Origin of the sequence: Stenotrophomonas sp. GD03958, from assembly GCF_029839005.1 — a bacterium.
Taxonomy (GTDB): Bacteria; Pseudomonadota; Gammaproteobacteria; order Xanthomonadales; family Xanthomonadaceae; genus Stenotrophomonas; species Stenotrophomonas hibiscicola.
Genome location: NZ_JAOBZT010000041.1, coordinates 24,338 through 38,966 on the forward strand (window position 1 = coordinate 24,338; position 14,629 = coordinate 38,966).

Annotated in this window: 9 protein-coding genes; 8 read left to right on the forward strand and 1 reads right to left on the reverse strand. The window is 67.1% G+C overall.

Features of this window, described 5'->3' with window-relative positions; all coding sequences use genetic code 11:
- The first annotated feature begins 208 nt into the window (after positions 1-208).
- From carA to N5C25_RS12915, 4 genes are all read left to right on the forward strand, one after another.
- Positions 209-1,336 carry a glutamine-hydrolyzing carbamoyl-phosphate synthase small subunit gene (carA, locus tag N5C25_RS12900; protein WP_031270821.1) on the forward strand — a complete coding sequence of 376 codons (1,128 nt, stop codon included), beginning with the start codon at positions 209-211 and terminating at the stop codon, positions 1,334-1,336.
- A 148-nt stretch (positions 1,337-1,484) separates the two neighbouring features.
- Complete coding sequence (gene carB, locus N5C25_RS12905; RefSeq protein ID WP_058979938.1) at positions 1,485-4,727, forward strand: carbamoyl-phosphate synthase large subunit; 3,243 nt, start codon at positions 1,485-1,487, stop codon at positions 4,725-4,727.
- Complete coding sequence (greA, locus tag N5C25_RS12910; protein WP_005409483.1) at positions 4,724-5,200, forward strand: transcription elongation factor GreA; 477 nt, start codon at positions 4,724-4,726, stop codon at positions 5,198-5,200. Before carB ends, greA begins: the two co-directional genes overlap by 4 nt.
- 4 nt (positions 5,201-5,204) lie before the next feature.
- Positions 5,205-6,122 carry a phosphoglycerate mutase gene (locus N5C25_RS12915; protein WP_279937045.1) on the forward strand — a complete coding sequence of 306 codons (918 nt, stop codon included), beginning with the start codon at positions 5,205-5,207 and terminating at the stop codon, positions 6,120-6,122.
- Positions 6,123-6,234: 112 nt separating this feature from the next.
- On the opposite strand, the gene N5C25_RS12920 is transcribed toward N5C25_RS12915, so the two are convergent.
- On the reverse strand, positions 6,235-7,275 hold the full coding sequence (locus N5C25_RS12920) for a DUF1176 domain-containing protein (RefSeq protein WP_279937046.1): 1,041 nt from the start codon (positions 7,273-7,275) through the stop codon (positions 6,235-6,237).
- Between the two features lie 158 nt (positions 7,276-7,433).
- Here N5C25_RS12920 and recJ point away from each other — a divergent pair, with 158 nt between their 5' ends.
- The 4 genes from recJ to N5C25_RS12940 all read left to right on the forward strand — a co-directional run bounded on the left by recJ (position 7,434) and on the right by N5C25_RS12940 (position 14,450).
- Entirely contained in the window at positions 7,434-9,191 is a 1,758-nt protein-coding gene (gene recJ, locus N5C25_RS12925; protein WP_279937047.1) for a single-stranded-DNA-specific exonuclease RecJ, read from the forward strand.
- Between the two features lie 142 nt (positions 9,192-9,333).
- Entirely contained in the window at positions 9,334-12,243 is a 2,910-nt protein-coding gene (locus N5C25_RS12930; protein ID WP_279937048.1) for a VIT domain-containing protein, read from the forward strand.
- 253 nt (positions 12,244-12,496) lie between these two features.
- Positions 12,497-13,622 (forward strand): peptide chain release factor 2 gene (prfB, locus tag N5C25_RS12935; RefSeq protein ID WP_014037064.1). Its coding sequence is split into 2 segments (ribosomal slippage): positions 12,497-12,571 and positions 12,573-13,622, totalling 1,125 coding nucleotides; the frame shifts between segments, so codons are not numbered across the junction.
- A 45-nt stretch (positions 13,623-13,667) separates the two neighbouring features.
- Complete coding sequence (locus tag N5C25_RS12940) at positions 13,668-14,450, forward strand: helix-turn-helix transcriptional regulator (RefSeq protein WP_019661470.1); 783 nt, start codon at positions 13,668-13,670, stop codon at positions 14,448-14,450.
- Positions 14,451-14,629 lie beyond the last annotated feature (179 nt).

Genomic DNA, 14,629 nt, shown 5'->3' on the forward strand with positions numbered 1-14,629 from the left:
GGCCGCATTGAGATGAATGCGCAATCGCCTGTTCATATAGCGCGATAACCGCTGGCGCGAGCGCCCCGGCAGCGTTACAATTCGCACTCGCCGAATCACGAAAGCCGGACCGGTCCCAGACCGCACGTCCGCGCTTTTTTGCAACCGGATTTCCGTGAAGCGCAGGCGTGACTTCGGCAGCCCCCTCGGTAGCCAAAGTGAGATTCCCGTGACCCAAGCCGCAATCCTCGTCCTCGAAGACGGCACCGTATTCGAGGGCGAATCCGTAGGCGCGCCCGGCCTGTCCGTCGGTGAAGTGGTGTTCAACACCGCCATGACCGGCTATCAGGAAGTATTGACCGACCCGTCCTACGCCCGGCAGATGGTCACGTTGACCTATCCGCATATCGGCAACACCGGCATGACCGACCAGGACGATGAAGCGTCCAAGGTATGGTCGGCCGGTCTGATCGTGCGCGACGTCCCGCGCCGTCCCAGCAACTGGCGCAGCCAGCTGTCGCTGCAGGACTGGCTGATCCAGCGGGGCGTGGTCGCCATCGCCGGCATCGACACCCGCAAGCTGACCCGCATCCTGCGCGAGAAGGGCGCGCAGAACGGTGCGCTGATGGCCGGCGACATCGACGTGGAAAAGGCACTGGAAGCCGCCCGCAAGTTCCCGGGCCTGAAGGGCATGGATCTGGCCAAGGTCGTCACTACCGAGAAGACCTACACCTGGACCGAGGGCCAGCTGGACCTGGATGCCAATGCTTTCGTCAGCGTGCCGGCCCGGTTCAAGGTCGTGGCCTACGACTTCGGCGTGAAGACCAACATCCTGCGCATGCTGGCCGAGCGCGGCTGCGAAGTGACCGTGGTGCCGGCGCAGACCCCGGCCGCCGAAGTGCTGGCACTGAAGCCGGACGGCGTGTTCCTGTCCAATGGCCCGGGTGACCCGGAACCGTGCGACTACGCCATCGACGCGATCAAGGCCTTCATCGACGTGAAGATCCCGACCTTCGGCATCTGCCTGGGCCACCAGCTGCTCGGCCTGGCCTCTGGCGCGAAGACCATGAAGATGGGCCATGGCCACCACGGTGCCAACCACCCGGTGCAGGACCTGGACAGTGGCCGGGTGATGATCACCTCGCAGAACCACGGTTTTGCGATCGATGAAGCAACCCTGCCGCCGACCCTGCGCGTGACCCACCGTTCGCTGTTCGACGGCACCAACCAGGGTGTCGCCCGCACCGACGTGCCGGCGTTCTCGTTCCAGGGCCATCCGGAAGCATCCCCGGGCCCGCACGATGTCGGTCCGCTGTTCGACCGCTTCGTGGCGCTGATGGAGCAGGCCAAGGCGTGATCAGTACGCCGCCGGCCTGCCGGTGGCGTCGCGATGGACCGTAAACCCCGCATCGCTGCTGCCCCTGGCGCGGCGCTGCGGATCAAGATTCCTGATCGACAGCGTGCGATCACCCCCCTTGTCACGCTGTACTGACTTAGAGAAGAAAATGCCCAAGCGCACTGACCTCAAGACCATCCTCATCATCGGTGCTGGCCCGATCGTCATCGGCCAGGCCTGCGAGTTCGACTACTCCGGCGCCCAGGCCTGCAAGGCCCTGCGTGACGAGGGTTACCGCGTGGTGCTGGTCAACAGCAACCCGGCCACGATCATGACCGACCCGGAGATGGCCGACGCCGTCTACATCGAGCCGATCAACTGGCAGACGGTCGAGAAGATCATCGCCAAGGAAAAGCCCGATGCGCTGCTGCCGACCATGGGTGGCCAGACCGCGCTGAACTGCGCGCTGGACCTGGCCGACAACGGCGTGCTGGAGAAGTACAACGTCGAACTGATCGGCGCCAAGCGCGAAGCGATCCGCATGGCCGAAGACCGCGAGCTGTTCCGCGTGGCCATGGGTGAGATCGGCCTGGAATGCCCGACCGCCGCCGTCGCCCACACCCTGGACGAAGCGCTGGAGATCCAGACCCGCGTCGGCTACCCGACCATCATCCGCCCCAGCTTCACCCTGGGCGGCAGCGGTGGCGGCATCGCCTACAACCGCGAAGAGCTGGTCGAGATCGTCAGCCGCGGCCTGGAACTGTCGCCGACCACCGAGGTGCTGGTGGAAGAGTCGGTGCTGGGCTGGAAGGAGTTCGAGATGGAAGTGGTCCGCGACACTGCGGACAACTGCATCATCGTCTGCTCGATCGAAAACCTGGACCCGATGGGCGTGCACACCGGCGACTCGATCACCGTGGCCCCGGCGCAGACCCTGACCGACAAGGAATACCAGCGCCTGCGCGATGCCTCCATCGCCGTGCTGCGCAAGATCGGCGTCGATACCGGTGGCTCGAACGTGCAGTTCGGCATCAACCCGAAGACCGGCCGCGTGGTCGTCATTGAGATGAACCCGCGCGTGTCGCGTTCCTCGGCGCTGGCGTCCAAGGCCACCGGCTTCCCGATCGCCAAGGTCGCCGCCAAGCTGGCCGTGGGTTACACCCTGGACGAACTGAAGAACGAGATCACCGGCGGCCTGACCCCGGCCTCGTTCGAGCCGTCGATCGACTACGTGGTCACCAAGATCCCGCGCTTCGCCTTCGAGAAGTTCCCGGCCGCCGACGCCCGCCTGACCACCCAGATGAAGTCGGTGGGCGAGGTGATGGCGATGGGCCGCACCTTCCAGGAGTCGGTGCAGAAGGCCCTGCGTGGTCTGGAAACCGGCAAGGTCGGCTTCGACCCGACCGGCCTGGACCTGGGCAACGAAGACGACCTGCAGACCTTGCGCCGCGAACTGAAGGCACCGGGTCCGGAGCGCCTGTTCTTCGTTGCCGATGCATTCCGCGCCGGCATGAGCGTGGAAGAGATCTACGCACTGTCGTTCATCGACCACTGGTTCCTGGACCAGATCGAGGAAATCATCGCTGCAGAAGGCGAAGTCGCTGCCGGTGGCATCGACGCGCTGGACGCCGCACGCCTGCGCAAGCTGAAGCGTGCTGGCTTCTCCGATGCGCGGCTGGCGCAGCTGACCGGCACCAATGAAGCCGCCATCCGCGCGCTGCGTCGTGCGCACAAGGTGCGACCGGTCTACAAGCGCGTAGACTCCTGTGCCGGCGAGTTCTCCACCGGTACCGCCTACCTCTACTCGACCTACGAGGACGAGTGCGAGGCCGCGCCGAGCAACCGCGACAAGATCATGATCCTGGGCGGTGGTCCGAACCGCATCGGCCAAGGCATCGAGTTCGACTACTGCTGCGTGCACGCGGCACTGGCGCTGCGCGAGGATGGTTATGAAACCATCATGGTCAACTGCAACCCGGAGACCGTGTCGACCGACTATGACACCTCCGACCGCCTGTACTTCGAACCGCTGACCCTGGAAGACGTGCTGGAGATCGTCGAACTGGAACAGCCGAAGGGCGTGATCGTGCAGTACGGCGGCCAGACCCCGCTGAAGCTGGCGCGCGCGCTGGAAGCCAATGGCGTGCCGGTGATCGGCACCAGCCCGGATTCCATCGACCTGGCCGAAGACCGCGAGCGCTTCCAGCAGCTGGTCGACACGCTGGGCCTGAAGCAGCCGCCGAACCGCATCGCCCGCAACGACCAGGAAGCGCTGCTGCTGGCCCGCGAGATCGGTTACCCGCTGGTGGTGCGCCCGAGCTACGTGCTGGGCGGCCGTGCGATGGAAATCGTCTACGGTGAAGCCGACCTGGCCCGCTACGTGCGCGATGCGGTCAAGGTGTCCAACGATTCGCCGGTGCTGCTGGACCGCTTCCTCGACAACGCCGTCGAGTGCGACGTCGACATCATTGCCGATGCCCAAGGCAACGTCCTGATCGGCGGCGTGATGGAGCACATCGAAGAAGCCGGCGTGCACTCGGGCGATTCCTCGTGCTCGCTGCCGCCGTACTCGCTGTCGGCTGAAACCCAGGCCGAGCTGCGCCGCCAGGTGGTGGAGCTGGCCAAGGCCCTGAACGTGGTCGGCCTGATGAACACCCAGTTCGCTATCCAGACCAGCGACGAAGGTGCCGACACCATCTACCTGCTGGAAGTGAACCCGCGTGCCTCGCGCACCGTGCCGTTCGTGTCCAAGGCCACCGGCATGCCGCTGGCCAAGATCGCCGCCCGCTGCATGGCCGGCAAGACGCTGGCCGAGCAGGGCGCGACCAAGGAAATCGTGCCGGACTACTACTCGGTGAAGGAAGCGATCTTCCCGTTCGCCAAGTTCCAGGGCGTTGACCCGATCCTCGGGCCGGAGATGCGCTCCACCGGTGAGGTGATGGGCGTGGGCCGCAGCTTCAACGCCGCCTTTGCGCGTGCGCAGGAAGCGGGTGGCATCAAGGCACCGCCGGTTGGCAAGGCCTTCGTGTCGGTGCGTGATCCGGACAAGAAGCGCGTGCTGCCGGTGGCCAAGGCGCTGCTGGCGCGTGGCTACAGCCTGGTCGCCACCCGTGGCACCGCCGCGTGGCTGCAGCAGCACGGCATGGACTGCGAGATCATCAATAAGGTGGTCGAAGGCCGTCCGCACATCGTCGACTCGATCAAGAACGGCGAGATCGTCTACATCGTCAACACGACCGAAGGTCGTTCGGCGATCAACGACTCGTTCTCGATCCGTCGCGAGGCGCTGCAGCATCGCGTCACCTACTCGACCACCATTGCCGGCGCCAAGGCGCTGGTGGATTCACTGGAATTCCGCGGCACCGGTCCCGTCTGGTCGCTGCAGGAGCTGCACAAGGAGTTGAATGCATGAGAGCCCCCATCACCATGAAGGGCGCGCAGAAGCTGCGCGACGAACTGGATCACCTGAAGTCGGTCAAGCGCCCGAAGGTGATCGCCGCCATCGCCGAAGCGCGCGAGCATGGCGACCTGAAGGAGAACGCCGAGTACCACGCCGCGCGCGAGGAACAGGGCTTCATCGAAGGCCGCATCAAGCAGCTGGAAGGCGAGCTGTCGCACGCCGAGATCATCGACGTGAGCAAGCTCAATGCCGGCTCCAAGGTGGTGTTCGGCGCCAGCGTGACCCTGGCCGACGTGGAAACCGACGAAGAGAAGAAGTACCAGATCGTCGGTGACCTGGAGGCGGACATCAAGCAGGGCCTGATCGCGATTTCCTCGCCGGTGGCGCGCGCGATGATCGGCAAGCTGGAAGGTGATTCGATCGTGATCGACGCCCCGGCCGGCCAACGCGAGTACGAGATCGTCAGCGTCAGCTACGTGGACTGACCCGGTGGCAACGGCGACCCTGCTGTTGCCGGCACGCAGCCGCTTTGCCGCGGCTGCGCTGCCGGACGATGTGGCGCGCGCGCTTGGCCGCGCCACGACGGTGCAGGTCGCACCGGGTGAACGCGCGCAGCTGACGCGCCATTTCACGGTGGCCGCGCCGCACTGGCCGGTGGCCGCGTTGACCCGTCAGCGCGACGTCGGCGATGCCGCTGGCGCCAGCTGGCTGCGTGCCGATCCGGCCTGCATGGTGCCGGACATGCATGGCGCGCGGATGATGGCCTACGGCGAAACGCTGCGACCGACCCTGGCCGACTGCCTGGCCCTGCTGCCGGTGCTGCAGCCGTTGTTCGCCGATGCCGGATTCGTGCTCGACGCACCGGACCCTTCGCGCTGGTACCTGCGCCTGCCGATCGACCTGGCCCTGCCGGACTTCGACAGTCCGGACGAGGTGCTGGGCGATGATCTGTTCTCGCACCTGCCGGAAGGCGAGGGTGGCCGCCGTTGGCGGGCGCTGATGACCGAAGCGCAGGTACTGCTGCATAACCATTCCTGGAACCAGCAGCGCGCCGCGCAGGGACAACAGCCAATCAATTCGCTGTGGTTCTGGGGTGGTGGCGTGATGCCGGTGTCGGTCAGCACGCCGCACGCACAGGTGCGCAGCCGCGACGCGCTGCTGCAGGGCCTGGCTCTTGCGGCTGGCGTAGCCGTGGATGGCGAGCAGGCGGTGGATGCACTGGTTGATCTGCGCCAGCTGCGTTCGCTGCAGCAGCTCGGCAATGATGCGATCCGGCCGCTGCTGGCCGCGCTCAAGCGTGGCGAGCTGCAGCAGCTGGTGCTGGATTTCGAGGACGGCCTGCAGTTCCAGCTGGACCGCGGCCAGCGCTGGCAGTTCTGGAAGAAGCCGCGCCAGCTCCACGAATGATCGGGGGCGACCGATCGGGGTCGGATCCGTTTTCCATCGGAAAATGGCTCTGACCCCCAGGGTTTGTCGGGGTTGCCGACCAGCGGCCGGCACTACCGCAGGTAGCGGCGCCTCAACGGACCTCGCTGACCACCGTCGGCAGCTGCCAATGCCCTCCCGCCACGCCGCGGCACTGCCCGGTGGTGAACTCGCCGCTCTTCACGAATCGCGCGCCATCCCAGGCCCAGTCGTGGCCGGAGAAGCAGTCACCGATGCCGCGCCCACGGAAGCGCCCGCGCAGCGTCGCGTCATCGCGATCAAAGTCCTCCGCGTTGGAGGTCACGAACTTCGCTTGGTACGGCGCCTTGTCCTGCACTACCCAGTAGCCGTTGCTGAAGTTGTAGGCACCCACGAAGCAACTGGTGCTTGCCAGTACATGCTGGGCGTCCAGTCGCTGGATCTCGATCTCATCTGTCCCGCCATCGCTCAGGCGGCCGCACTCATCCGGCTTCGGCAGGCTGGCGATCAGCGCCTTGCGCAGGCCCGGTGCCTTGGCCAGTGCCGCGTCCGAGGCGCGCGATGCCACCAGCGTGCCGCGCACGATCACTGGCACCGGCAACGCCGCAGGCACGCATGCTTCGGGCCTGTCGCCACGCCGTACCAGTGCACCGGGCGTTCCCAGCCGGCCCTGGGCCTCGTCCATCTTCAGCAGTACTGCTGCTGCACCGCTGTCGGAGATCGGCCACGCCTTGCCCTTGCCGTCGATGATCTCGATGCGTGCCTGGCGCGGCAGTGCGGCGACCAGTGCATTGGTCTGTGCCTGCTGCAATAACACTTTTTCCCCGTCGCCCGTGTCGCGCACCGGGCCCAGGTCCTTGCCGTTCAGGCGCAGGCGCAGCGCCCCGGTCGGCGTCGGGCTTTCGCCATTCTCGCCATTTCGCAGCCGCGCGAGCACCTTCGTACCCGGGCCGCCGGCGCGCTCCAGCATGAGGCTGAGCAGGTTGCCGGGTTGTTCCGGACTGTAGCCGGCGGCGCGACAGGTGCGGGTGTTGTCACAAGCCAGCGACCAGTCGTTGTGTTCGAATTCGACCCCGGGCCTGGGCTCAGGCGTGGCGGAGTGGGCGGCCCGGGCCACGGTGAGTGCCATCAGCGCGGTCAGCAGGGTGCGGATCATGGATGGAAGTCCGTTCCAGGGCAGGCAAGCATGGAAGATGCGGTCGTGAAATCCAAATGCTGCTGGCCGAAGAGCCAAGGTGCCTCGTCAGCAGCGGCAGCCGACTGGCAGAGTGGTGCACGTTATGATGTGCAGGTCTTTCGTAACCGGCGATGCCGATGTCCCTTGCCGCCGATGCTGTGCAGCCCGCCTCTGATACGCCGATGATCCGCCGCCGCGATGCGGTCGTACCCGGCAGTTGGCCGGAGGGCACGCTGCCGCTGCTGGCGCGTCTCTATGCCAGCCGTGGCGCAGGTACACCGGAGTTGGCGCAGCCGAAGCTGGGCAATCTGCACGGGCCTGAGCTGCTGACCGGCATCGATGATGCGGTGGGTCTGCTGATCGAGGCCATCGCCAACGACAAGCGCATCCTGGTGGTCGGCGATTTCGATTGCGATGGCGCCACCGCCTGTGCGGTCGGCGTGCGCGGCTTGCGCATGCTCGGTGCGCAACACGTCTTCCACGCGGTGCCGAACCGCATGGTGCATGGCTATGGCCTGTCACCGTCGCTGGTGGAAGAGCTGGCCGCGCTGCAGCCGGACCTGCTGGTCACGGTCGATCACGGCATCGCCTGCCATGCGGGCGTGACCGCGGCCAAGGCACGCGGCTGGCAGGTGCTGGTCACCGACCATCACCTTCCCGGGCCGCAGCTGCCGCCGGCCGATGTCATCGTCGATCCAAATCTCGACGGCGACGCTTTCCCCAGCAAGTCGTTGGCCGGTGTCGGCGTGATCTTCTATGTGTTGATGGCGCTGCGCCGGCAGATGCGCGAGGCCGGCGTTTTTGCCGATGGCAAGGGGCCGGACCTGACCACGCTGCTGGACCTGGTGGCGGTCGGCACCGTTGCCGACCTGGTGGCGCTGGATCCGAACAACCGGGCACTGGTCAGCGCGGGCCTGCGCCGTCTGCGCGCGGGGCAGGGCTGCGTCGGCCTCCGAGCGCTGATCGAAGCCAGCGGCCGTGATGCGGCGCGGCTGACCGCCACCGACATCGGCTTCGCACTCGGCCCACGCCTGAACGCGGCGGGCCGGCTGGAAGACATGGCGCTGGGCATCGCGCTGTTGCTGACCGAAGACCCGCGCCAGGCACGCGAGATCGCGCAGACGCTGGAGCAGATCAACTCGGAACGGCGCGCCGTCCAGCAGTCGATGACTGACGACGCCGAGCAGGCGTTGACCCGCGTGGTGCTGGACATGGCCGGTCAGCGACCGGTCGCGGCCTGCCTGTTCGATGCTGACTGGCATCCGGGTGTGGTCGGCCTGGTCGCATCGAAGATGAAGGATCGCCTGCATCGCCCGGTGATCGCCTTCGCCCCGGCCGAACCCGGCGCCGAGATCCTGCGAGGCTCGGCGCGCTCCATTCCCGGCCTGCACATCCGTGACGCGCTGGCGTTGGTCGACGCGCGCCATCCGGGCCTGATCGAGCGCTTCGGTGGCCACGCCATGGCGGCCGGCCTCAGCCTGCGGCGTGACCACGTCGATGACTTCAAGGCCGCCTTCGTCGCGGTGGTGCTGGAAATGCTCGATCCGGCGGCACTGCAGCAGCAGGTGCTCAGTGACGGCGAGCTGGCCGCGGACGAGCTGGACCATCGCCACGCCGATGCGTTGCGCCTGGCCGGGCCGTGGGGCCAGGGTTTCCCCGAGCCACTGTTCGACGGCCACTTCGAAGTGGCCAACTGGCGAGTACTGAAGGAACGCCACCTCAAGCTGGAACTGCGCCTGCCGGGCGTACCCGGCACGATCAACGCCATCCATTTCGGCGGCTGGCACGGCAACGCGCCATCACGTCACGTCCACCTGGCCTACCGGCTGGCCTGCGATGACTACCGTGGCGGCAGCGCCATCCAGCTGATCGTGGAGCACTGCCTGCCCGCATAGAAAAAGGGGACGGAGGGGATTAAGTCGCTTGTGCCTCGTTTGCCACTTGCGACTTAATCCCCTCCGTCCCCTTTTTGGGGGCGCCAACCCCATTACGGTTGCTGGTGCGTTCAAAGGTTTACGATCCCACTGGAGTCCGCTCATGGTCTTCGTCCGTTGCTGCACTGTGTTGTTGCTGGCCCTCGCGGCCTGGCCCGCTGGCGCGCAGTCGCCGCCGATCTCCCGGCCGCAGGCCAGCATGCCTCTGCTAATTGCCCCGGCCGCCGAGCAGGCGGTGCAGCTGCGACACGCCCGCATCGAAGGCGAAGTCCAGGCCGGCATCGCCCAGACCCGGATCGCGCTGGAATTCCACAACCCCAACCGGCGGGTACTGGAGGGCGAGCTGCAGTTACCGCTGGCCGATGGCCAGCAGATCAGCGGCTTCGCGCTGGATATCAACGGCGAGATGCGTGACGCGGTGCCGGTGCCCAAGGACCGCGGCCGCCAGGTGTTCGAGGAGATCGCCCGTCGTGGCGTCGACCCGGGGCTGCTGGAACAGACCGCCGGCAACCAGTTCCGGCTGCGCATCTATCCGCTGCCGGCCGGCGGCAGCCGGCGCGTGCAGCTGGTGATCCGCGAGTCGTTGGCCTTCGCCGGCCAGGGCTGGCAGTGGACGCTGCCGCTGCAGTTTGCCGCCGGTGCAGCCTCGGTTGAGCTGAAACTGCAGGCCCCCGTCACGGCCACCGCGGGTACGGCGCCATTCCGCATCAGCGCGGGCCAGCTGCAGTGGCAGGGCAAGGGGGCGCAGCTGCCGAAGCAGCTGCAGTGGGATCTGCCGGCGACCCGCCAGGCACAGGTGCAGGTGGCGCACTGGCAGGATGGCCACTATCTGCTGGCGCAGCTGCCGGTGGCGGCCAGCAGCACGCCGCGCAAACTGCCGAGCGAAATCGGCCTGCTGTGGGATGGCTCCGGTTCGGCGGGCCAGCGCGATCACACACGTGAGTTCGCCCTGCTGGATCGCTATTTCGCTGCGCTGCGCGACGGCACCGTGGCCTTGACCGTGCTGCGCGATCGCGCCGAGCCGGTGCGTCGCTTCCGCATCCGCGCCGGCAACTGGAGTGAACTGCGCGCAGCCCTGCAGGCCGTGCGCCCGGACGGTGCCAGCGCGCTGGCACAGTGGCAGCCGCAGCCGGGCGTGAAGGAATACCTGCTGGTCAGCGATGGCCTGCTGACCTATGGGCCGGAACAGCTGCCGGCGATGGCGCCGGATCAACGCCTGTTTGCGGTCAGCAGCGCCGGCGCGCGCACCGATGCCGTGCGACTGCGGGGTTGGAGTGAGGCGCATGGCGGTCGCTTCGTCGCGCTGGGCAAGGATGTCGATGCGGCGGCGCACGCGTTGCTGGCATCGCCGCTGGATGTGCAGGTCGATGCGGGACGCGGCGTGCAGGATGTAGTGATCGATCGGCGCAGTGAAGCCGACGGCTGGCTGTGGCTGCACGCACAACTGGCAGCCGACGGTGTGCCGATGCGGGTGCGCGTTGGCGACGGTGAGTGGGAAGCGCTGCCAGCGACGCAGAAGAGCAAGGACGGTGAACTGCTGGCCGGTTTGTGGGCACAGGCGCGCCTGCAGCAACTGGCCGTCGACCGCCGCGGCAACCGCGAGGCCATGCAGCGCCTGTCGCAGCAGTTTGGCCTGGTCGGGCCGGACACCTCGCTGATCGTGCTGGAGACGCTGGAGGATTACCTGCGTCATGCCATCCGTCCGTCCGGCAAGCTGCGCGCGGACTACGACGCGCGGTTCGCACGGCAGGTGACAGACCGCGCCGCTGCTGATCGCCAGCGTCTGGATGAAGTGGCGGCACACTGGAAGGAGCGCCAGCAGTGGTGGAACCGTAGCTGGCCGAAGGGAATGCCGCCGCAGCCGAAGGGCGGGGCACTGGAAGTCGCCTCTGCGGACTACGCGATGGAATCGGCGCCGGTGGCGATGCTCGCCGCGCCGGCCCCTGCGGCACCGCCCGCCCCGGCCCCGATGGCCGCCGCCGAGCAGCGCATGGAAGCCAGCAGCGCGCGTGCACGTCGCTCGGCGCCTGTATCGAACAAGGCCCTGGATTCAATCACGGTCACGGGTGGCCGTGTCGCTGCGCCCGCTGCCGCCAACGAGGGCGAGCTCGGCATCCAGCTGGCGGCCTGGCAGCCAGACTCGGCCATCGCCCGGCGCCTGCGCCAGGGCCCGCCGTCGCAACTGTATGACCGCTACCTGGCCGAGCGCGATGCCCACGCCGACAGCAGCGCCTTCTTCCTTGATGTGGCCGACCTGCTGCTGGCGCAGGGTCAGCGCGACCTGGCGCTGCGTGTGTTGTCGAACCTGGCCGAGATGGACCTGGACAATCGCCACCTGCTGCGCGTGCTCGGCTATCGGCTGATGCAGGCCGATGCCCCCGCGCTGGCGGTGCCGGTGTTCGAGCAGGTGCTGGCGATGGGCCAGGAAGAACCGCAGAGCTTCCGCGATCTCGGCCTGGCACTGGCGGCGGCCGGCAAGCCGCAGCAGGCGCTGGCGCCGCTGTACCAGGTGGTGGTGCGGCCGTGGGACAGCCGCTTCGATGGCATCGCCCTGATCGCCTTGGATGAACTGACCAATCTGGTGGCCCGCAGCACGCCCCGGCTGGATACCACCAGCATCGACCCGCGCCTGCTGCAGGCAATGCCGCTGGACCTGCGCGTGGTGCTTTCCTGGGATGCCGACAACAGCGACATGGACCTGTGGGTGACCGACCCGAACGGCGAGCGCGCCTACTACGGCAACCGCCTGACCTACCAGGGCGGGCAGATGTCGCAGGACTTCACCGGCGGCTATGGTCCCGAGCAGTTCTCGCTGCGCAACGCCAAGCCGGGCAAGTACAAGGTGGAGGCGAACTACTTTGGCAGCCGCCAGCAACTGGTCACCGGCGCGACGACACTGATGCTGCGTCTGACCACCCATTGGGGCACGGCAAAGCAGAAGGATCAGATGGTGACGATGCGACTGAAGGACCGCGCCGAGACCGTGCTGGTGGGCGAGTTCGAGGTTAAATAGTCAACTGCCCCAAGTGGCCGTCCGAGGGTGGACCAAGGAAGACCCTCGTCGACGCCGCTCTGGGGCAAGGAGGCCCTGTGTGGGGTCGGCTGCAGCCTGGCCGGCTCCCCGCGCCAAGGCGGGTACCGCCTGCCTGAATGCAGCGCCGACACATCACGCTCGAGGCTCCCCGGCGCAGGCCCAGGCCCTCATTCCGGGCGCCCACGGCCTGCGGTATCATTACCAGTCATCTCTTGAATGCATAACCGCCGACATGATCGAACTGAATCCTGTCCGCCAGCGCATCACCGATCTGACCGATCGCGTGCTGTCGCTTCGGGGGTATCTTTGACTACGACGCCAAGAAAGAGCGTCTTGAAGAAGTAACGCGGGAGCTGGAAAGCCCCGACGTCTGGAACAACGCCGAGTACGCCCAGAACCTGGGCCGCGAACGTTCCAGCCTGGAAAAGACCGTGGGCGGCATCGCCTCGGTGCTCGATGGCCTGAACGATGCCACCGAGCTGCTGGAGCTGGCCGAGTCCGAGCAGGACGAGGACACCGCCCTGGCCGTGGTCGCCGACCTGGACAAGCACCAGGCCCACGTGGAGAAGCTGGAGTTCCAGCGCATGTTCTCCGGCGAGATGGACAATGCGGCGGCGTTCGTCGACATCCAGGCCGGTGCCGGCGGCACCGAAGCCCAGGACTGGGCCGAGATCCTGCTGCGCATGTACCTGCGCTGGTGCGAGTCACGCGGCTGGAAGACCGAACTGATGGAAGTGTCCGGTGGCGACGTCGCCGGTATCAAGTCGGCCACGCTGCGCGTGGAAGGCGACTATGCCTATGGCTGGCTGAAGACCGAGACCGGCGTGCACCGCCTGGTGCGCAAGTCGCCGTTCGACTCGGACAACCGCCGCCACACCAGCTTCACCTCGGTGTTCGTGTCGCCGGAAATCGACGACAACATCGACATCACCATCAACCCGGCCGACCTGCGTACCGACGTGTACCGTTCGTCCGGTGCCGGTGGCCAGCACGTGAACAAGACCGAGTCGGCGGTGCGCATCACCCACATCCCGACCAACATCGTCGTGGCCTGCCAGACCGGCCGCAGCCAGCACCAGAACCGCGACAACGCGATGAAGATGCTGGCCGCCAAGCTGTACGAGCTGGAGATCCAGAAGCGCAACGCCGAGAAGGACGCGGTGGAAGCCACCAAGTCCGACATCGGCTGGGGCAGCCAGATCCGCAACTACGTGCTCGACCAGAGCCGTATCAAGGACCTGCGTACCGGCATCGAGCGCTCGGATACGCAGAAGGTGCTCGACGGCGACCTGGACGAGTTCGTCGAGGCCAGCCTGAAGGCGGGCCTGGCCGTGGGCTCCAAGCGCGTCGATGCCTGATCGACGCGCCTGCGCGGATAGCATCGCCTTCCGCAACGGAGGGCCATGATGCGCAGCGAAAGTGAACGCAAGGAACTGGGCGGCTTCCTCAAGGCCTGCCGCGCCCGTGTCGACCCCGCCACGCTCGGCCTGCCGGCCGGGCGCCGGCGTACCCCGGGCCTGAAACGCGAGGAAGTCGCGCTGGCGATCGGGGTCAGTGTCAGCTGGTACACCTGGATCGAGCAGGGCCGTGAAGTGCGCGCCTCGCCCGAGGTGCTGGAGCGGCTGGCGCAGGTGCTGCGCATGAGCGACGACGAGCGCGCCTACGCGTTCGCGCTGTCCGGCTACGGCGTGCCGCTGGAATCACCGGACGAGAGCGTGACCGACGGCTTGCGCCAGCTGGTGGAGGCGATGCAGCCGATCCCGGCCTATGTGCGCAACACCCGCTTCGATATCCTGGCCTGGAACCCGGCCATCGCCGATCTGTTCGTGGACTACAGCCAGTTGGCGCCGCACGAGCGCAATACGCTGCGGCTGATGTTTCTGTACCCGCCGTACCGCACGCTGATCCTCAACTGGGAAGAAATGACCCGCGGCCTGCTGGCAGGCTTCCGTGCGGCGATGGCGCAGGCCCCGGACAAGGCCCCGTTCCTGGCGCTGGTGGAGGACATCGCCGCGCACAGCGAGGAGTTCCGCCAGTGGTGGCCGGAGCACGATGTGCGCCGGTTCGATGAGGGTGCGAAGAAGCTGAACCATCCCACGCGGGGGTTGCTGGACCTGCAGTACGTGGCGCTGGTGCCGGAGAGCCGGCACGATCTTTCCCTGGTGACTTACCTGCCGCGGAAGTAGGGGGTGTTCGGCAGGGCTTGCAGCCCTGCACCAGCAGAGGCCGAAGCGACAGCAACAGCAACAGCAAGAGCGGGCATTCCGTGGGATGGCGGGGCGGTGTCGGAGTGCGGGGACGCCGTAAACCCGTCCCTGGGGGCTTGGCAGCCGCTTGCTCGTGTGCGCTTTCCTGCGCACACGGC